Annotated in this window: 18 protein-coding genes and 1 tRNA gene; 10 read left to right on the forward strand and 9 right to left on the reverse strand. The window is 44.1% G+C overall.

What is annotated here, in order from left to right:
• Window positions 1-8: 8 nt before the first annotated feature.
• A complete protein-coding gene (locus tag HZS85_RS12830; RefSeq protein ID WP_214856398.1) occupies window positions 9-548 on the reverse strand; it encodes a gamma carbonic anhydrase family protein in 540 nt (179 codons plus the stop codon).
• A gap of 124 nt (window positions 549-672) precedes the next feature.
• Here HZS85_RS12830 and ade point away from each other — a divergent pair, with 124 nt between their 5' ends.
• Window positions 673-2,406 (forward strand): adenine deaminase, encoded by a 1,734-nt coding sequence (gene ade, locus HZS85_RS12835; RefSeq protein WP_214856399.1) that lies wholly within the window; start codon window positions 673-675, stop codon window positions 2,404-2,406.
• Window positions 2,407-2,669: 263 nt separating this feature from the next.
• Window positions 2,670-2,927: a hypothetical protein gene (locus tag HZS85_RS12840; RefSeq protein WP_035412398.1), complete on the forward strand. Its 258-nt coding sequence runs from the start codon at window positions 2,670-2,672 to the stop codon at window positions 2,925-2,927.
• A gap of 131 nt (window positions 2,928-3,058) precedes the next feature.
• Here the strand turns inward: HZS85_RS12840 and HZS85_RS12845 are convergent, their stop codons facing one another.
• Window positions 3,059-4,693, reverse strand: coding sequence for a peptide ABC transporter substrate-binding protein (locus HZS85_RS12845; protein WP_056063473.1), 1,635 nt, complete (start codon window positions 4,691-4,693; stop codon window positions 3,059-3,061).
• Between the two features lie 109 nt (window positions 4,694-4,802).
• A complete protein-coding gene (locus HZS85_RS12850) occupies window positions 4,803-5,486 on the reverse strand; it encodes an MgtC/SapB family protein (protein WP_214856400.1) in 684 nt (227 codons plus the stop codon).
• A gap of 111 nt (window positions 5,487-5,597) precedes the next feature.
• On the opposite strand from HZS85_RS12850, the gene HZS85_RS12855 reads away from it, so the two are divergent.
• On the forward strand, window positions 5,598-6,995 hold the full coding sequence (locus HZS85_RS12855; protein ID WP_201247407.1) for a basic amino acid/polyamine antiporter: 1,398 nt from the start codon (window positions 5,598-5,600) through the stop codon (window positions 6,993-6,995).
• Between the two features lie 57 nt (window positions 6,996-7,052).
• Here the strand turns inward: HZS85_RS12855 and HZS85_RS12860 are convergent, their stop codons facing one another.
• Window positions 7,053-9,080 carry an EAL domain-containing protein gene (locus HZS85_RS12860; RefSeq protein WP_214856401.1) on the reverse strand — a complete coding sequence of 676 codons (2,028 nt, stop codon included), beginning with the start codon at window positions 9,078-9,080 and terminating at the stop codon, window positions 7,053-7,055.
• 186 nt (window positions 9,081-9,266) lie between these two features.
• Between HZS85_RS12860 and HZS85_RS12865 the strand changes: the two genes are divergently transcribed.
• The 3 genes from HZS85_RS12865 (at window position 9,267) to nagE (ending at window position 12,541) form a co-directional block, all read left to right on the forward strand.
• Window positions 9,267-10,469 carry an ornithine--oxo-acid transaminase gene (locus tag HZS85_RS12865; RefSeq protein WP_023467138.1) on the forward strand — a complete coding sequence of 401 codons (1,203 nt, stop codon included), beginning with the start codon at window positions 9,267-9,269 and terminating at the stop codon, window positions 10,467-10,469.
• 153 nt (window positions 10,470-10,622) lie between these two features.
• On the forward strand, window positions 10,623-10,820 hold the full coding sequence (locus HZS85_RS12870) for a CsbD family protein (RefSeq protein WP_035412412.1): 198 nt from the start codon (window positions 10,623-10,625) through the stop codon (window positions 10,818-10,820).
• 212 nt (window positions 10,821-11,032) lie between these two features.
• Window positions 11,033-12,541, forward strand: coding sequence for an N-acetylglucosamine-specific PTS transporter subunit IIBC (gene nagE / locus HZS85_RS12875; protein WP_214856402.1), 1,509 nt, complete (start codon window positions 11,033-11,035; stop codon window positions 12,539-12,541).
• 21 nt (window positions 12,542-12,562) lie between these two features.
• On the opposite strand, the gene HZS85_RS12880 is transcribed toward nagE, so the two are convergent.
• The 4 genes from HZS85_RS12880 to yhfH all read right to left on the reverse strand — a co-directional run bounded on the left by HZS85_RS12880 (window position 12,563) and on the right by yhfH (window position 15,406).
• Window positions 12,563-13,465 carry an EamA family transporter gene (locus tag HZS85_RS12880; RefSeq protein ID WP_214856403.1) on the reverse strand — a complete coding sequence of 301 codons (903 nt, stop codon included), beginning with the start codon at window positions 13,463-13,465 and terminating at the stop codon, window positions 12,563-12,565.
• A gap of 100 nt (window positions 13,466-13,565) precedes the next feature.
• Entirely contained in the window at window positions 13,566-14,207 is a 642-nt protein-coding gene (locus HZS85_RS12885; protein WP_214856404.1) for a YkyA family protein, read from the reverse strand.
• Window positions 14,208-14,222: 15 nt separating this feature from the next.
• Window positions 14,223-15,068 (reverse strand): polysaccharide deacetylase family protein, encoded by an 846-nt coding sequence (locus tag HZS85_RS12890; protein ID WP_214856405.1) that lies wholly within the window; start codon window positions 15,066-15,068, stop codon window positions 14,223-14,225.
• 191 nt (window positions 15,069-15,259) lie between these two features.
• Window positions 15,260-15,406, reverse strand: a complete 147-nt coding sequence (gene yhfH / locus HZS85_RS12895) for a protein YhfH (RefSeq protein ID WP_064505459.1) — start codon at window positions 15,404-15,406, stop codon at window positions 15,260-15,262.
• A 184-nt stretch (window positions 15,407-15,590) separates the two neighbouring features.
• Here yhfH and HZS85_RS12900 point away from each other — a divergent pair, with 184 nt between their 5' ends.
• Window positions 15,591-16,217, forward strand: coding sequence for a nitroreductase family protein (locus HZS85_RS12900; RefSeq protein ID WP_050678080.1), 627 nt, complete (start codon window positions 15,591-15,593; stop codon window positions 16,215-16,217).
• Window positions 16,218-16,356: 139 nt separating this feature from the next.
• Window positions 16,357-16,429 (forward strand) — tRNA-Val (locus HZS85_RS12905).
• Window positions 16,430-16,475: 46 nt separating this feature from the next.
• Here the strand turns inward: HZS85_RS12905 and HZS85_RS12910 are convergent.
• Complete coding sequence (locus HZS85_RS12910) at window positions 16,476-17,030, reverse strand: YdhK family protein (protein WP_214856408.1); 555 nt, start codon at window positions 17,028-17,030, stop codon at window positions 16,476-16,478.
• 146 nt (window positions 17,031-17,176) lie between these two features.
• On the opposite strand from HZS85_RS12910, the gene HZS85_RS12915 reads away from it, so the two are divergent.
• Complete coding sequence (locus HZS85_RS12915) at window positions 17,177-18,526, forward strand: sensor histidine kinase (protein ID WP_214856410.1); 1,350 nt, start codon at window positions 17,177-17,179, stop codon at window positions 18,524-18,526.
• Between the two features lies 1 nt (window position 18,527).
• The gene (locus HZS85_RS12920; RefSeq protein ID WP_214856411.1) at window positions 18,528-19,175 is read left to right on the forward strand and encodes a response regulator transcription factor; all 648 of its coding nucleotides are present in this window, start codon (window positions 18,528-18,530) and stop codon (window positions 19,173-19,175) included.
• Window positions 19,176-19,192 lie beyond the last annotated feature (17 nt).

A 19,192-nucleotide genomic window follows, 5' to 3' on the forward strand; every position in this document is an offset into this window, starting at 1 on the left:
AAACGTTCTCACAAACTTGTCAAATCCTCTGTAATGGCTTCACAACTGTCAGCATACTGCTGCCCTCGTTTCACGTATTTTCGGACTGTTCGTTCCATGATGAATCGATCATGGTCACTGATATCCCGGACGATTTTTGCAGGAACACCCATGACCATCGCACCGGCAGGCACCTTCATTTTTGGCGGCACAAGACTTCCCGCAGCAACGAATGCACCTTCTCCAATTTCAGCTTCATCAAGGATCGTCGCCGACATCCCGATCAACGCTCCTTTTCGAATGATACCTCCATGAATCATTGCCATATGACCAATCGTGACTTCATCTTCAATGATAGTCGGAAACCCTTCATACTGATGAATCATCGAACCATCTTGAATGTTGACGCGTTCTCCGATTTGGATCGGACCTTCATCTCCCCGGATGACCGTATTGAACCAGACGGATGAGTCTTTTCCGATCGTGACCTCTCCGATGACCTTTGATCCATCCGCTAAATAAACGGATGGATCGATGTTTGGAATAAGTGAACCGACACGATATTTCATGCGTTTTTCCCCCTCAGGCATTAAATCCATACTCTTTCATCTTGACGTTACAAAAAATAAATTGCAACAGCTTCCAAACTAATTGTAAGATAGTGAAAATACGCTTACACCAGGAGGAGACAGGATGGAACAAACAGTACGTGAACGATTGATTGCGATTGCTGCAAAAAAAGAGAAAGCAGCTGTCGTCTTTCAGAACATTTCAGTCATCGATGTCATGACACGTGAGACGTATACAGCAGATGTAGCGATTGATTCAGGTTATATCGCTGCTGTCGGAGAGGGATATGAAGGAGTCGAGAATCGTCCGGGAACGAGTCTGTTCATCGCTCCAAGTTTTGTTGATGCCCATGTTCATATTGAATCATCGATGGTACCACCAAGTGAGTATGAGCAGGCGATTTTACCACTAGGCGTCACGACGATCATCGCGGATCCACATGAGATTGCGAACGTCAAAGGCGCAGAAGGTTTGTCCTTCATGCTAGACGATGCAGAAGGTCTCGCCCTTGACGTGCGCATGATGTTACCGAGCTGTGTTCCGGCGACTTCGTTTGAACACGCGGGAGCATCACTTGATGCTGCGGCACTTGCGCCATTCGTCAATCATCCGGGTGTCCATGGTTTAGGGGAAGTCATGGATTATCCGGCTGTCGAACGAGCCGATCGCGACATGTTACAAAAAATCAAACAGATTGAAGACGCAGGGAAACTTGTCGATGGACATGCTGCAGGACTCGGACCACGCGAAATCAATATTTATGGTGTCGCTGGAATTCGGACGGATCATGAATCCATCAGTAAGGAAGATGCAATTGCACGAGCACGTCGTGGTCTGTATGTCGAAATACGGGAAGGGTCAGCAGCCCGTAACTTGAAGGAAGTACTCGATGCCGTGACAGAGAGTAATGCCAGCAGGTTCCTCTTCTGTACGGATGATAAACATTTGGACGATACATTACGCGAAGGTACGATTGATTATAATATTCGCTATGCGATTCGTCATGGGATTAAACGCGAAACAGCGTATGCGATGGCATCGTTGCACGCGACAAACGCGTATCGTCTAGACGATCGGGGAGCCATCGTACCAGGACGCCGGGCGGACTTCGTCTTATTATCGGATGCCGATAACGTCGTGATTGATGAGGTTTATATTCAAGGGAATTGTGTCGCACGAGCAGGGAAAACGATTCGACCCGTTCGCCGTGCTCATGTGCCGGAGTCATTACGTGGAACCTTGAATACAAAACCGATCACACCAGAAGTATTCGCCCTTCCACTCGAATCACCACGTGCGCATGTCATCGGAGTCATTCCGAAAAGCATCGTCACCGAGCACTTGATTCTTGACGTTCCGCTTCAAGAAGGACATTTCGTTCCTGTGCCAGAGGAGGATCTCTTAAAAATTGCTGTCATTGAGCGTCATCACGGGACATCGTTCTCAGCAGTTGGGATCGTCAAAGGATTTAAGATGAAGCGTGGAGCGATTGCTGCGACCGTTGCCCATGATTCACATAATCTCGTCATCGTTGGGGCATCAGACGAAGAGATGCGACTTGCTGCAGAACGTCTTGTTCAAGCGGGTGGGGGTGTCATTGCTGTTAATGGGCAAGACGTGCTTGCAGAGTTACCGCTTGAAATCGCTGGGCTGATGACGAATCGTCCTTTCCAAGAAGTCGGGGACACACTCGAAGCATTAAACGATGCACTTGATGTATTAGAAGCGGATCGGTCCTTTAATCCTTATTTGACGATGTCGTTCCTTTGCTTACCGGTCATTCCGGAATTGAAGTTGACCGACAGTGGGTTATTCGATGTGAAACACTTCCAGCATATTTCAGTACAAGCAAACTAAAGTCCATCGCGAGTCTGAGTCTCTTTCCGGGACTCAGACCGTTTTTTATTAGAAATAGATGATCTAAAATCAAAGAAAGATACTTTACAAAAGCTCTAAATATTCTTAATGAAACTTAATAGTTTGGATGTTGAATCATTTTGGAAAGCTTGTTATAGTAAGGTCTATATCATTTGTGAGAAATCTCACTTTCTTTGAAACTCTTTATTTAAAAGAGTCGTAGAAAAGAATAGGATCACTAAAGTGGAAAGGGGACTATATTTATGGATAAATCATATTTTGAAGGACATGAAGTCTTGATTGCGGACGTCTATCGTTCATTCACGCGTCAATTTTATGCACTTCCGACACATCGGCGAACGAAACGTCAATTGCGAAACCTTGCATTCTCCGTTATTCGTCAAGCCAGACCGACGTATGAAGAACGCACCGTTTTGTACGCCTATTTTGCTGAATTCTTCCGAGCAGTGGAAGAAGGACAAGATGAAGAAATCGCTTTTTATAAACAAATCGCACAGTAAAGACCCCCGATGGCTCCGTCAGAAGGGGTCTTTGTTGTTTTTAGAGATATCTTCAGGAAATCAAAAACAAGTAGCGGACGAGGTCCACTACTTGTTGATTAAAGAATTCGATGTGTGTGTCAGGTCCTCGTTTACTTGATTTCCATCCATTTAAAGCTCATATCGGCACCGAATGGGTGACGGTATAATTTATCAATATTTGTTCGTTGCAAGTACGCTTCACCTTTTTGATAGATTGGCGCGATCGCGTAGTCATCGGTTAGCAAGATTTTTTCAGCTTCTTGCATATCAGACCAGCGTTTCGCTTCATCTGCTTGTTGTTTTGCCCCTTTGATGAGATCATCGAATTTTTTGTTCGAGTATTCCATCCGGTTGAAGCTTCCGCCTGTCAACCACATATCGAGGAACGTCATTGGATCCTGATAGTCAGGTCCCCATCCAGCTGCAGAGATATCATAATCGCCCTTCGATTCGAGGTCGAGGAAGTTCTTGAACGGTTGTTGTTTGATATTGATCGTCAAACCAGGAAGATGTTTCTCTAGATCACCTTTTAAGTATTCAGAAACTTTCTTGAATGCATCTTCATCTCGTGAGAGCATGCTGAGTTCGACTGTTTTGACACCAAGTTCTTTTAAACCAGCATCCCAAGCTTTTTTCGCTGCATCAGCATCATAGCTTTGAAGATCCGGATATTTCACTCGGAAATCCTCACCATCGGGTGTGAACGTGAAGTCTTTCGCAACGATGAAGTTTGCTGGTTTTGATCCATCGTTTAGGATGACGTCCGTAATCCCTTGTTTCTCAAAACCAAGTGCGAGCGCTTTTCGAATGTTCTTGTTTTTCAATGCTTTATTCTTTTGGTTAAAGCGGAGGAAGTTGATCCGAGCATCTGGACGTGTCTTGTAATCCTCTGATTTTTCATATTGTGAGACGAATTCAGATGTAATCGGTGCGAAGTCGACTTCTTTTGCTTCAAAGAGGTTGACGCCAGTCGAGATTTCCTTAACGACTTTAACGTTAATCTGATCCATCTTGACGTTTGCTTTATCCCAATAATCCGGGTTTTTCTTATATGTCCAACCCGCGTTCGCTTGCCACTTATCGAGGACAAAAGGTCCGTTGAAGACCATAGTGTCCACACTTGTCGCGAACTTATCGCCTTTATCTTCAACGAATGATTGCTTTAATGGTAAGTAAGTCGGAAAACTCGTCAAACCAAGGAAGTAAGGTGCTGGAGCTTCGAGTTGCACTTCAAGTGTCTGATCATCGATTTTCTTGACACCGAGTTCATCGAGTTCAGCTTTGCCTGCCATAATTTTATTGGCATTTTTCAAGTCCTGCAAAATGTACGCGTATTCTGCTGCTGTCTTTGGATCAAGTGCACGTTTCCAAGCATAGATGAAATCATCTGCTGTGACGGCTGATCCATCCGACCACTTCGCATCTTTACGCAATTTGAACGTATATGTTTTTTTATCTTTTGACACTTCGACACTTTCTGCGATTCCAGGTGTCGGCTTGTTATCACCATCGAGTCGATAAAGTCCTTCAAAGACGTTGTTCGTAACAATGATGGAAGTCGAGTCCGTCGTTTTCGTCGGATCAAGCTGAGGTACATCTGTCGTCGAAACGAGCGTGACTTCCTTTTTCTTGTTTTTTGAATCAGATCCGCTTGTGTTTTCATCATTTCCTTGCCCGCATGCAGCGACAGCAAGTAGTGCGATGCTAGATAGTCCAGCAAACGCAATTTTCGATGTTTTATTCATGGAACGATGACCCCCCGAGAGTTAGAGTTAAATATTTCAGAAAAATGTGAACATATTGTTAATTTAAGTGAAAGTGATTAAAAATGCAACATAAATTTTCAGATAATTCTCACTGATCAAGGTCTATATCCTTAATTCCGAGTGATTTTAAATAGTCATAAAGTAGGAATATGGTCAGTTTATGAGGAGAATACATTCGTAATGTCAACCGAACCGGATCTCCCCGCATGCGCATATTCGTAATATAAACACCTTTTCGTTCAAGAGCGAAGATGATTTCAGATGGGTCCAGATTAGCAGGAAGGAGCAAGTGTGCGACAAGGACGTTCGCTTCGAATCGACTGTTATTAATACGGCGCATTCCTCGAGTCAATCCCTCTAATAAGAAGAACAAAAATAAAACAAGAAAAACCGATTCCCATATAAATCCTGCACCGACAGCAATTCCAATTCCACTTGAACTCCATATAATGGCGGCCGTCGTTAATCCACTGACGATATCGTGAGGGCGACGCAAAATGACACCAGCACCAATGAAGCCGATACCGGCAATGATTTGTGCGACAAGGCGCATCGGATCCATTTGAACATTCGTCGCCATATCGTGATAGAGTGAAACGGATTTGATGGATACGATGGTTAAAAGACAGCTGATGAGGGTAATTACGAGGCTAGTGCGTATACCGACCGGTTTATTTTTTATTTCACGCTCGAATCCAATGAAAATTCCAAGGGCAGCAGCCATTAGGAGTTTAAAGAGGTCCTCGAGCTGAAATACATGAATCCAGTTCATTCGTCTCAAATCCTTTCTTTACTTTAAAAGGTGATTTGTTATAATGACTTTTGTGTCTTTCGAATGAATATACGTAAGATGTAATAGATATACGAAAAAAGGAAGTGTCTCATCATGAATCAGCAAAAAATCGGCTTCTTTGCTCTCGCAGCAATGGTCATCGGTTCGATGGTCGGTGGAGGTGCCTTTAACCTTCCCGGTGCAATGGCTCAGAGTGCAAGTGCAGGACCTATTCTCATCGGATGGAGTATTACAGGAATTGGAATGATCATGCTCGCGCTCGTCTTCCAGCACCTTGCAAACAGTAAACCCGAACTTGAAGGTGGTATTTATGCTTATGCACGTGAAGGGTTCGGACGTTTCGTCGGTTTCAACAGTGCTTGGGGATACTGGGTATCTGCATGGATTGGAACGGTTGCGAACATCACGCTCGTCTTCAATGCGATTAGTTATTTCTTCCCGATTTTCGCGGCAGAGAATCGGATATTCCTTCTCTTGATGAGTATGGTCGTCATTTGGGGATTATTCTGGCTCGTCTCAAGTGGGATTAAGGAAGCGACCCTCGTCAATCTGATTACAACGATTGCAAAGCTTGTTCCAATCTTGATTTTCATTCTATTGGTTGGGATCGCCTTTAATATCAAAACGTTCAATTTAGACATCTGGGGAGATGGGACAGAACTCGGTTCAATCTTCGATCAAGTCAAGGGAACGATGCTCGTCACGCTTTGGGCGTTCGTTGGAATTGAAGGGGCAGTCGTTTTATCGAGTCGTGCTAAAAATCGAAGTGATGTCGGAAAAGCGACCGTAACGGGACTCGTTGGTGTTTTGGTCATCTATATCTTGATTTCGGTCTTATCACTTGGCGTCCTTAGTCAAGAAAAACTGGCTGGATTAAAGGAACCGACGATGGCGTATGTACTAGAGGCAGCAATCGGACCAGTCGGCGCGACGATCATCATGATTGGTTTAATCATCTCACTATCCGGAGCGCTTCTTGGATGGACAATTTTAGCATCAGAGATTTCATATTTGGTTGCGAAAGATGGTGCGTTCCCGAAAGCATTCGCTAAGACGAATCGAAAAGGGGCGCCAGTTGGAGCGCTGCTGATTACACAGATCGCCACACAAATTGTTGCTGGGATTGCGCTATTCTCTGCACAGACGTATCTCGTTCTATCAAGTATTGCCGGGATTTGTGCGCTCTTACCATATCTGTTATCAGCCTTGTACAGCATCCGGACTTCACGGGAAGAGCGGAATCGGAAAATGTTACTCTTCTCGGTCATCGCATCCGCGTACTCTATTTGGCTCGTCTATGCGTCGGGCGTTTGGTATATCGTCATTGCGGCGTTAGTTTATGCGCCGGGCATTTTAGCATATGCGTTAGCAGAACGAGAACAGCAACGGACAGGCATGTCACGTTATGAGTGGATTGCTAGCATGATTCTTGTTGTCTTAGCCGGAGTGGCTGTTTACGGAATGGTCGTAGGAGAAATTCAATTGTAAGAAACGATATGCAAAAGAAGTCACGGTGGATAAAAATCACCGTGACTTCTTTTTTTATTAAGGGGTTAAGAATCTTTTTTCGACATCCTGTACGGACAGTGGTTCAGAGAAAATGAACCCTTGCATGTACTGGCAATCTGTCGTTTTCAAGTAAGTCAAGGCATGTTCTGTCTCGACACCCTCAGCGACGAGGTTCAACTCTAGATTGCGACCCAGTTGAATGATAGAATCCAGCAAAGCATGATCGTTCTTTGCTAGTCCATCAATGAATACTTTATCGATTTTTAATTCATCAATTGGAAACGCACTGAGATACTGTAAAGAAGAGTAGCCGGTTCCAAAATCATCAATCGATAAGCGGAAACCGAGTGACTTAATGAGGTGCATGCGTTCGACGGTTCGTTGTGTCTGTAAGATAGCAATATTCTCTGTCATCTCGAGCGTGACGGAAGATGGCGAAACGAGTCGCTCCGTTACGATATGTTGCAACGTTCGAATAAAGGAGTCACTTTGGAATTGGTGCGGTGAAATATTGATCGCCATCGTCAATTCAGGGTCAATCGTTTGTTGCCACTTCGCGAGCTGTTCGCATGCTTCGATGATGACCCAGTTGTTGATTGGTGTGATTAGAGAAGCTTCTTCGGCGAGTGGGATGAACTCATCCGGCGGAATATTTCCGAGCGCCGTATGATTCCACCGTAATAACGCTTCGAATCCTTTGACGGCTTGAGATTGAAGCTCGATGATCGGTTGATAAGCAAGGTAGAGCGACTGATCTTCGAGTGCCGTGAAGAGAGAACGTTCGAGTTGGATTTTACGTGTGAATTGTGTGTCCATCTCGTGTGTTAAGTACTGAATCGTTCCCGTACCAATTGATTTTCCTGCATAGAGAGCAGTTTCAGAGCGGCGGTATAAATCTTCAAGTGTTTTCGCTTCAGACGGATAGACGGTGATACCGAATGTGCAAGAAACGATGAGTGAATGACCGTTAATGTAATAAGGACGTTGTAACGCTTGTTGTAATTTTCGAGCATATTGAAAGAGTAGATTACTCGAGGGTGCAGGTAATAGGACACCGAATAAATCACTCGTCGGATGAAAAGTAAGGACACCCGTCGTATGTTCCAAAAGCCGTGTTGCCATTGCTTGAAGGAGTTGATCCCCGACATGTGTTCCAAACGAATCGTTTATGACTTTGAAACGATCGATATCGAACAAAATGAGTGCAATGGGTTCATGTGATGCAGCAGACTGGAACAATGCTTCCCCTTCGCGTAAAAATCCACGTTTATTCAATAAATGCGTCATCTCATGGTGATGCACTAAAAAATCAAGTTCTTCTTCAAGCACAGTTGTTTCCGTAATGTCGTTACCGATGAACAGATGCTGAAAACGAACGCCGTTTGCATCATAAATCGGAATCAATGTCGCTTGGAGATGTTTTCGTTCACCCGTGTGTGAAATGAGACTAAGACGACCAGACCATGCTTTGCGTTCACGGAGTTGTGTTCGGATTTCTGAGACAGTCGCACTAGTTTGATCGAGAATTATGGACCATGGCTGACCAATAAGCATTTCAGGACAGTAACCTGTTACATCCATGAGTTGGGCGTTTATATACGTAATTGCACCACGCGCGTCAAATACAGCGACACTGGCGATTTGATCGAACGCCTGACGTAAATCCATCAAACCTTGAAATAATGGTTTTGTTGTAATCGGTTGTTGAGCAGACGGAATACAGCAAACGAAAGCAGCAATGGCATTGCCTATTTCATCAAGTAGAGGAGACAGTAGCAACGTTGAGGTCATGGGAGTACCAGACTTATGGAATAAGGAGGCATTCGGCAATTGGACCGATTGATGGCGTTCTAAAAAGGAATGCCAAATTTGATGGCTGAATGCCATATCTTCCTGGTCAAGTAAAGGAACGATTTGTCCGACGATTTCCTGTTGTGTCCAGCCCCAATGCTGTTCTGCTAACTCGTTCCAGGAACGAATAGTCAAATCGATATTTAAGATGAAAGACGGTAGTGGAAACTCTTGAATGACGACTTCATAGGAATCGATGGTCGAACGATCCATTACGTGCGCACGCTCCTTTATGATGAAAAGAGATGACGGTTCACTTGTCTTGTCTTTTCCCAATATATTCAATTCTTACGCATCCCAATCCTCTAGGTTATACATTTTTTAGATGAAGATTATACAAGAAAATCTGCTATAATGATTTTGAAAGCGTTATCTAAAGAGCTATAAGGGGGAATCTCGATGAATCAAACAGAGAAAATCATTCAACAGACAGAACAGTTCGGAGCACATAACTACCATCCACTCCCGATCGTCATTTCAGAAGCAGAAGGTGTCTTCGTCACGGATCCAGAAGGACGTCGTTATATGGATATGTTGAGTGCTTACTCAGCCGTCAACCAAGGACATCGTCATCCGAAAATCATCGAAGCTCTAAAACGACAGGCGGATAAAATCACTTTGACGTCACGTGCCTTCCACAATGATCAACTGGGCTTTTTCTATGAAAAAGTAGCACAATTGACGGGTAAAGACATGGTATTACCAATGAATACAGGTGCGGAAGCTGTTGAGACGGCAGTGAAAGCAGCACGACGCTGGGCATATGAAGTGAAACAAATCCCAGGTGATGCTGAAATCATCGTTTGTGAAGGAAACTTTCACGGTCGAACGATGACAGCCGTCTCCATGTCGACGGAGGCAGAATATCAACGAGGATTTGGACCGCTTCTTCCTGGAATCAAGACGATTCCATACGGCGATCTGGAGGCACTAAAACAGGCAATCACTGAAAATACAGCGGCATTCATCTTGGAGCCGATTCAAGGCGAAGCAGGAATTTTAATTCCGTATGATGGCTTCCTAAAAGATGCACAAGAAGTTTGTCGTGCGCAGAATGTTTTGCTCGTATCAGACGAGATTCAATCTGGACTTGGTCGTTCCGGTAAATGGTTTGCTTCTGATTGGGACGAGGTAACACCAGACATGTACATTCTTGGGAAAGCACTGGGCGGTGGGGTATTCCCAATCTCGTGTGTTGCTGCGAATAAAGATGTCCTTTCTGTCTTCAATCCAGGTTCACACGGCTCGACGTTCGGTGGCAATCCACTCGCTTGTGCCGTCTCGATTGCTTCACTTGAAGTATTAGAAGACGAAAAGTTACCGGAACGTTCACTCGAACTCGGTACGTACTTCATGGAGAAATTAAAACAAATCAACAACCCGATGATCAAAGAAGTACGTGGTCGTGGATTGTTCATTGGTGTTGAACTAACAGAAGCAGCTCGACCATATTGCGAAGCGTTGAAAGAGAAAGGCTTACTCTGTAAAGAAACACACGAGACAGTCATTCGCTTTGCACCACCGCTTGTCATCACAAAAGAAGAGTTGGATTGGGCGTTCGAACGGATTGAACAAGTGTTAGGCGTTTCCGTCGCCCAGTAAATGAATACATTCAAATCGAATAACAGTGAACAAGATGTTCACTGTTATTTTTGTTTGGATGAGTGTCGGTATGGATACAGGAAATGTTTGAAATTCAGTCATACGGGAACATACAACTATCGCAAAAATTTTTTTTAAATGGGGGTAATGGTTATGTCAAATGACAGTGGTCTCAATAAAAAAGCAGATGGTCTTGTTGATAAAGTAGCGGGTAAAGCAAAAGAAGCACTCGGTAAAGCAACAGGAGATAAATCGACAGAGCGCGAAGGTAAAAAAGATCAATTAAAAGGTGACGCCAAGAAAACCGTAGGAAACGTTCAACAAAATTTTGAAGATACAACTCGTCGTTAAGACCGTGGGAATTAAATAGAAAAACCGGACTGGAGGATTACTCTAGTCCGGTTTTTAGTGTTTGCTATAATGAATTTTTATACTAATAAAAAAGATAGTGAATAATTTGTATGAAGGTCTAGTCATTTAGATATTTATATGGAATAATTAAAAACGTAAAAGCGTTTACATTGTTCTGTCATTATCGTTTTATTCAGGAAAGGGTGAAAGGGATGTTGCAGTTTCTACAACGAATTGGTAAGGCTTTGATGTTACCAATCGCAGTATTACCAGCTGCCGGAATCGTACTTCGATTAGGTTCGGCGGATATGCTAGATATTCCATTGATGGTAGCAGCAGGAGGGGCAATTTTTGATAACCTTCCATTGATATTTGCCATTGGTGTCGCAATCGGTCTATCGATTGATGCGAGTGGGGCAGCGGGTCTTGCCGGAGCCATCGGGTATCTTGTCTTAAAAAATGGCGTCGACTCGATGAACAAGGATTATTCCAGTGCACAGATTCAAGCAAAATATGATGCGATTGCGGCGATCGTCAATGATTCCTCGACCAAGGTCGATGGCGCGACGCTTAGTTCGATTGCGAACCAGGCGACGCTCGGTTCAACCGTCAATATGGCAGTATTCGGTGGGATCATTGCGGGTATCGTTGCAGGTCTTCTATACAATCGCTTCTACAATATTAAGTTACCGGATTGGTTGGCATTCTTCGGAGGCCGTCGTTTTGTTCCAATCATTACCTCAGCTGTCATGCTCGTACTTGCTTTCATCTTTGGTTATGTTTGGCCGTTCATCGAGCAAGGTATCAACGGTGCCGGTGAATGGATGGTCGGTCTTGGCGCAGGAGGCGCTGCTTTGTTTGGATTCTTTAACCGTCTCCTGATTCCTGTCGGCTTGCACCATGTTTTAAATAATATTTTTTGGTTTGTTTTCGGTTCATACGAAAAAGCAGATGGTACGGTAGCGAACGGGGATATTGCGCGTTTCTTCGCTGGAGATCCAACAGCGGGGATTTATCAAGCTGGCTTCTTCCCGATCATGATGTTTGCCTTGCCAGCTGCAGCCTTTGCCATCGTCATGGCTGCGCGTAAGGAAAATCGAAAAGCCGTTGCCGGAGCGATGATTGGTCTTGGACTGACATCCTTCCTGACAGGAATTACGGAACCAATCGAGTTCTCGTTCATGTTCTTGTCACCTGTTTTATACGTCATCCATGCTGTACTAACGGGTCTATCGATGGCCATCGTTAACTTACTCGGTATTTTACATGGCTTCTCCTTCTCGGCTGGTTTCATTGATTACGCCTTGAACTTCGGGATTGCGAAAAAACCATTGTTGATCATCCCGGTTGGTCTCGCGTTCGCGGTCGTCTACTACTTCCTGTTCTACTTCATGATCACAAAATTCGATCTGAAGACACCAGGTCGTGAAGATGAATCGCTCGTTACAGACACGGGAGTCGTTTTGACGGACTCAGACGATAAATATGAACAACAAGCAGCTCAAATTTTTGCTGGATTGAAAGGAACAGAAAATGTCACGTCGATTGACAACTGTGCGACACGTTTACGTCTTCAAGTCAAGGATCCAAGCATCATTGATGAAGCGGCGATTAAAGCGGCTGGAGCAAAAGGTGTCATGAAGATGGGGGCGACTAGTGTTCAAATCATCATTGGCACAGATGTCGAATTCGTTGCAGATGCGATGAAACGACAGAAGTAAAAAAAACGACCTTTCCTGAGCTCAGGAAAGGTCGTTTTGCTGTACGTTCGCAACAGGTGCTGTTTTGCTCGAGCGATAGATCGGATAAAAGATTCCAATCAAGATGATGACGATCCCAATCCATTGAGAGCTCGTCAGATGTTCACCTAAAATTAACACGGAACAGATGACCGCTGTCGGTAGTTCAGCTGCTCCAAGCAAAGAAACGCTTGCTGGGGAGAGGTGAGGCGCGCCCGCAGCAAATAAGAGCGGTGGTAAAATTAACGCGAATAGACCGAGTGGAATCGCGTATAACAGAAGTCCATTTTCGAAGTTCGCAGAGGACAAGAACGTCGTCGGTGGATACATCGTCATGACGAAAGCAAGACCACCTGTCATCATGTAAAAACTCTTCTTGATGACGGGTAAATGATTGGCGATGCGTCCACTAGCGAGTAAGAAAATTGAGAAGCTGACAGCCGCTCCAAGACCGAATAATGTTCCACGGAAGTCAAGTGAACTCGAGTAAGCGGCACTCGCAAGAATGGCTCCGCCAATCAACAGAATCGCAGACAGGAAATGCGCGCGAGATGGTAAACGTCTGAATGCGAGCGCATCGATGATGACACCGATCCAAGTGAATTGGAATAAGAGAATGATTGCAACGGATGCCGATACGGTCTGAAGACTTTGATAGTACAGATAACCAGTTGTACCACTAGAGATACCGATCAACATGAGAAGACCAGCTGTCTTGAGATCGAGACGAAGATTTTTCGTAAATAAGGCAAGACTGAAAATCATCAGCCAACCGAAGAAAAATTGACTCCCAGAAACGGCTGCTGAGTTAAATCCAGCTGCATAAGCGAGTTTGACGATCGTTGAGAGGACACCATAACTGATAGCGCCAATGAGAACGAATAAGGTTGCTTTTGAGCGATGCATGAATAATTTCCCTCCATTTTTAGTAAAAACCACACAAAAAAGGTTGCAACGGGGCCTTGTCCAGGTTTTTTGGACAGGGTTTGGTTGCAACCTGTGTGATTTATTGAGTTGATGTGTCGAGCAAACGATACAGCCGGGTTTTCGTTTGGTTGTACTGAACGGTCAGCGTATTCCACTTCTTTAATGACGCGGTAGCTTTCCGTGTTAAACGATTTAAATCCGCTGTTGACTCATCAATCTTAACGAAATCCGGTTTTTTAGTCAAGCGTGAAAGCACTTTCTTTTCAGCGTCCATCGCTTGTCGATACGTTTTAGAGAACGTTTGAAACGTCTGCTGGCGTTCCTTGATGATTGCCACTAAGGCAGTTCCTTCCGTTTTTGCTTTACCATCAAGTTTGTTTACAGCATCCTTCAATTCTTCAAGATCAAGTTCAGCGTACGTTTCCTTACGTAACGTTTCTTCTTGTTTCAATAAAGAAAGCCGTTCGTCATTTAAGGCTTCTAGTTCCTCCCGTTCATTTTGAGAGCGTTTGATTTCTTCAGCACCTGCATCAAGAACAGCTTGGTACGTATTAACTGAAATTTCGTCCTTACGAGCACGTTGATCAGCTAGCATGAATGCCTTTTCTTCACCTTTGACTTGTTGCTCTAGCTGTTCATGAAGAGAGGTTGGTGAATCGTTGGAGCAGGCAGCAAGTCCGAAGCTCGACAGGAACAGTACTGCTACGAATGATTTTTTCATCTAGATAGTAACTCCTTATAAATTCGAGTATTGCACGAAGTTGTACGGAATATGGAAATCTTCATCATAAATCGCGAACTGATAGCCCTTTTTCTGAAGTCCGGCAACAATGGCCGGAAGGGCCTTGATAGCTTGTGGTTGTTCATGCAAGAGAATGATTTCAAATGGACGCTCTGCTCGCCGAATGACCGTATTAGCCACTTCTTTTGCACTATCTTTGTAATACCAGTCCATTGAATCGATCGACCAGTCCCATACTCGGAAGTCTGCTGAATGAATGGCAGATGCCATTTTTTTCGTGATGCCTGGATCAGAGCCATAAGGTGGTCGTGTCAAATGTGGTGTTAGCTTCGTCAACTCATGGATTTTCTTCTGAACACTTTGCATCTCTGAGACATACTGTCCTTTTTCGTACAATGTATCGTAATCGTGTGTTTCCCCGTGTAATCCGATATAGTGTCCAGCTTTAGCAGCAGCTTTGACTTCTTGCGGAAAAGCATCTATTTGTGTTCCGAGATAAAAGAAAGTGGCACGAGTCTGAAGTTGATCCAATGTTCGAAGTAAGTCCGGTGTTAATGCGGATGGACCATCCTCGAATGTTAAATAAGCGACTTTTTTCGTCACACCATTCCATTTTTCCACGCGTGCTTTTTCCATATTGACGACAGGGACTACAGTAATGGATTTACCTGTCGTAATGGATTGTTGTTCAGGAGTAAATACGTATCGATAAGCGACATATCCCCCAACTCCGAGAAAGACAAGTGTGAGAAGTAAGAAGAACCGAGGGAAAAACTTTCTTTTTTTTGTACGCGGTCGTGGACCGAGTTCGCTAGCGTGGCTTGAGGTAAATGGATCCATCGTTGTCTGTCGCTCCTTTTGTCAAAAATATCATATACAGATAATGTAACATTCTGACTGTTTCTTTTGTAACAAACAGATGACAAAAAGATGACGAAAAATCGATTTTTCTAAAAAATATCGATTTATTTAGAAGAAGTTTGTAAGAAATAAAAAAACAACCACTGAATAAGTGATTGTTTCATGTGTTATTAGTGTTCTGTTACAGCACACTCATCGCATTCCGTTTGATAGGATTCACATTGTTCATCCATCTCTTTTCCGCAATGGGCACACGTCTTGACGGGAAGCTCACGATAGAATGCAGCAGATGCTTCTTGGTAAAGGGGTTGTTCCATGTGTTTTTCCTCCTTCAAAATAAACGCAATGGTCTTTTTCTTGTTTTTATTGTATTAGTACAGAAGTTTAATGTCAACTATTGTTTTATAACAGTAAATTCATTTGAAGTATTGATAGAGGACAATAAAAAAGAGACATGCTACGATATCTAAGTAATCTGATAATAATAAGGGGGATTTACACATGACACAGGCAACACTGGATACAATGCGTGTCTTAACAGAAAGACGTTCGGTTCGTCATTACGACGAAACGTTCAAACTTTCAAAACAGGAAGTGGAAGAACTATTAGAATGGACGACAGCGGCGCCGAGTGCTTGGAATTTGCAACACTGGCATTTCACGGTCTTCCATTCAGAAGAAGCGAAGCAACAGCTTGCACCGATCGCATACAATCAGCCGGCTATCACTTCGGCTTCAGCAGTCATTGCGATCTTAGGTGATGTTCAAGCTAATCGAAACTACAATCCGGTGTACGGTCCAGCAGTAGAAGCAGGTGGCATGACAGAGGATTTATTTGATTCGATCAAGGCACAGGTAGAAGGCGCTTATCAAAGTGAAGCCTATGGGCGCGATGCGGCAATGTCGAATGCGAGCCTTGCTGCGATGCAATTGATGCTTGCGGCAGAAGCGCGTGGATTATCAACACTCGCAATGGGTGGATTCGATCATCAACGTTTTGCGGAAACGTTCATTACCGAGTCACGGTATGTACCGGTCATGTTGATTGCTGTCGGAAAAGCGGTCGAAGATGCGAAAAAGCGTCCGGCACTCCGTTTACCGATCGATCAAGTGTCGACCTTCCTGTAAGTCATTCAAAATGGAGGAAGCGGGGTTCAATTCCTCCATTTTAATTTTTTTATTTTTTTTCAGAAAAAGACTTGTCAGCCTTTTAGTTTCTTGATATATTAATATATGTCCTAGCAAGTACATAACGTACTGCAAACATGATTCTGTAGCTCAGCTGGGAGAGCGCTACCTTGACAGGGTAGAGGTCGCTGGTTCGAGCCCAGTCAGAATCATACCGAAAGCCCGCTTTTCCTTTATAGGAAAAGCGGGCTTTTTTTATTATTTCTTTATCTCATCCTCTGTGACCCATTTATGGTTTTTCACCATTTCTCCACCGTCCGTCGGTTCATAGTTCACCATGTAGACCGTCGTTTCCTTTACTTCATCAATCGTCGCTTTTGCTCCATCCATACCTTTCATATGATCCGCCTTGACAGTCGTTTCATCACCAACTTGCAGTGGCTTAGTTGGAACGGGATCGAGTTCTTCCTGAATGACCCATTTATGATTTTTCACCATCTTTCCACCAGTAGTCGGTTTGTAACTGATCGCATAGACGACGGTATCGTAAGCTCCCGCAATCGTTGCTTTAGCTCCGTCCATACCGTCCATATGATCCGTCGTCAACGTGACGTTGCTTCCTTTCGGATAAGTCGGATCACTGGCTTCCTTTAAACCGGACGGTACCTTTCCGTCACTCGAATGCATCATATCTCCATGTGACATGTCGTGTGAGTCACTATTACTTCCATCGTCATTTGAAGTGGATCCACATGCACCGAGCCAAAGCGTAGAACTAAGAGCAAGTACAGTTAACGTCAATGATTTTTTCATATTAAAACCCTCCTGAAGTCATTAGTCTTTTTTACTATACCCAGCGTATGTGCAAATCGTGTGCAGATGAAGTGACAGTTTCGTTTATCGGCAGTGATTATGTTTTTTTCGCTATACTAAAATGGAGAGATAAGGAGGGAAACGTCATGCGTCGTATTTCATACTCGGTCGGAGGAATCGTTCTTGCGGCATTTTTAATTTGTGGCAGTGTATTGTTCGGGACGTTGTATTATCAGTTGTCTCAAATACGAACGCAGGAAGTGGTGGATGGTTTGCTGAACCGAGGGAATACCCATCGTGATGTCCTGGTCGATTCCTACGACCAAACGACGATGCGTCATGTCAGTATGATGGAAGCGAACTCATCCTTTACTGTCGTGATCACCGATGCAAGAGGGAAACAACTCGAAGCATCACGTCCTTTGACGAGTGAGATGAGACGTGTATTACAACATACAGATTTTGATTATCGTCAACGAGGAAAAATCGTAACGATGCGTAACTTTTTAATGACGGACAGTCCCATCACCATTGACGAGGAACATCGTGGTCATGTCTTCATGTTCGCTTCTAAAGCAATCGTAGATCACGTACTTGATCCGTTGAAACAGCAGTTTTTCCAAGTGGGTCTGCTCGCACTATTATTAGCAGGTGCGGCAAGCATTTGGACGACCCGAATCATTTCTCGTCCGTTGATTCAGATGGAAAAAGCGACGGCGCGTCTATTGGATGGGGAAAGTGGAGAGTTGCCAATTGATCGACAAGACGAACTGGGACAATTGGCGCGTTCGATTCAGCAATTAAAACAGGATCTCGATTTTTTGAATCGAGAACGATCCGAATTTTTAGCAAGCGTATCTCATGAACTACGCACACCATTGACATATATAAAGGGATACGCAGATATTCTCGAACGCCAAACGTTGACGCCGGATGAACGACGACGCTACATTACGATCATTCGAGAAGAAAGTCAGCAAATGAATGAATGGATTGAACAATTATTTTGGCTGGCACGAATTGATGCCAATGCTTTTATGATGGAACGAAAACCTGTCGATGTCGAAGACTTGATTCATCAAGTGATACGATTGATGCGCCTGGACATCGAACAAGAAAATATTTCGTTCGAGATAGAAGGTGAGCGATTAGAAGTGATAGGTGACGCTCAGCAGCTCCGTCAGATGATTGTAAATATCATTGAAAATGCACGTCGACATACGACTTCGGGAACAATCATCGTTCGTTATGGTGTCAACGCAGTAGGGGCTTTCATTCAAATCGAAGATACAGGAGAAGGGATTGCTGCAGAATCTTTACCTCATGTAACGAAACGGCTCTACCGAACGGAAGCATCTCGTTCTCGAAAACATGGAGGAACTGGAATCGGACTCTCCATCGTTGAAGCAATTGCGCAGGCACATGGAGCAGAATTGAACATCAAGAGTCAGCTTGGACATGGAACACAAGTGACACTGCAGTGGAAGGAGAAATGAAATGCCGCATGTATTGATTGTAGATGATGAACCGAGAATGCTTGAACTGTTAAAATTGTATATTCAGCCGTATGGGTACACGTGTCAGCTTGTGGATTCTGCGCAACAAGCTCTTGACCTCTGCCGTCAGCACGTATTCGACCTGATTTTAATGGATGTCATGATGCCAGATATGGACGGATGGACATGTTGTCGTCTCATTCGAAAACACTCTAACATCCCGATCTTGATGGTTACGGCACGGAATCAGCGGGAAGACATCATTCGAACACGGGAAGTAGGGGCGAATGATTACATATCAAAGCCGATTCAAGAAGGAGAACTGATCGGACGAATGGAAGTTTTATTACAGCAACAGTATGATGGTCTATCCTATGACCGGGAAAGCTATCGTTGTTGTTACCTCCAACAAACGATTTCGTTAACGAAGACGGAGTTTGAATTGTTAGGTGTATTTTTAGATTCTCCACGACGTGTTTGGACACGGGATCAGCTGACGACGATGTTATGGGGAGCGGAAGCGTCTGTAGACGAGCGGACAATCGACTCGCATATCAGACATTTAAGAGAAAAACTACGTGTTTGCGGTTTTCCAATCGAACAGCATCTGGAAACGGTTCGCGGAATCGGATACCGCTGGATACACTAGTAAGAAGGAGATTCAAA

Source organism: Exiguobacterium sp. s130 (assembly GCF_018619055.1).
Lineage (GTDB): Bacteria > Bacillota > Bacilli > Exiguobacteriales > Exiguobacteriaceae > Exiguobacterium_A.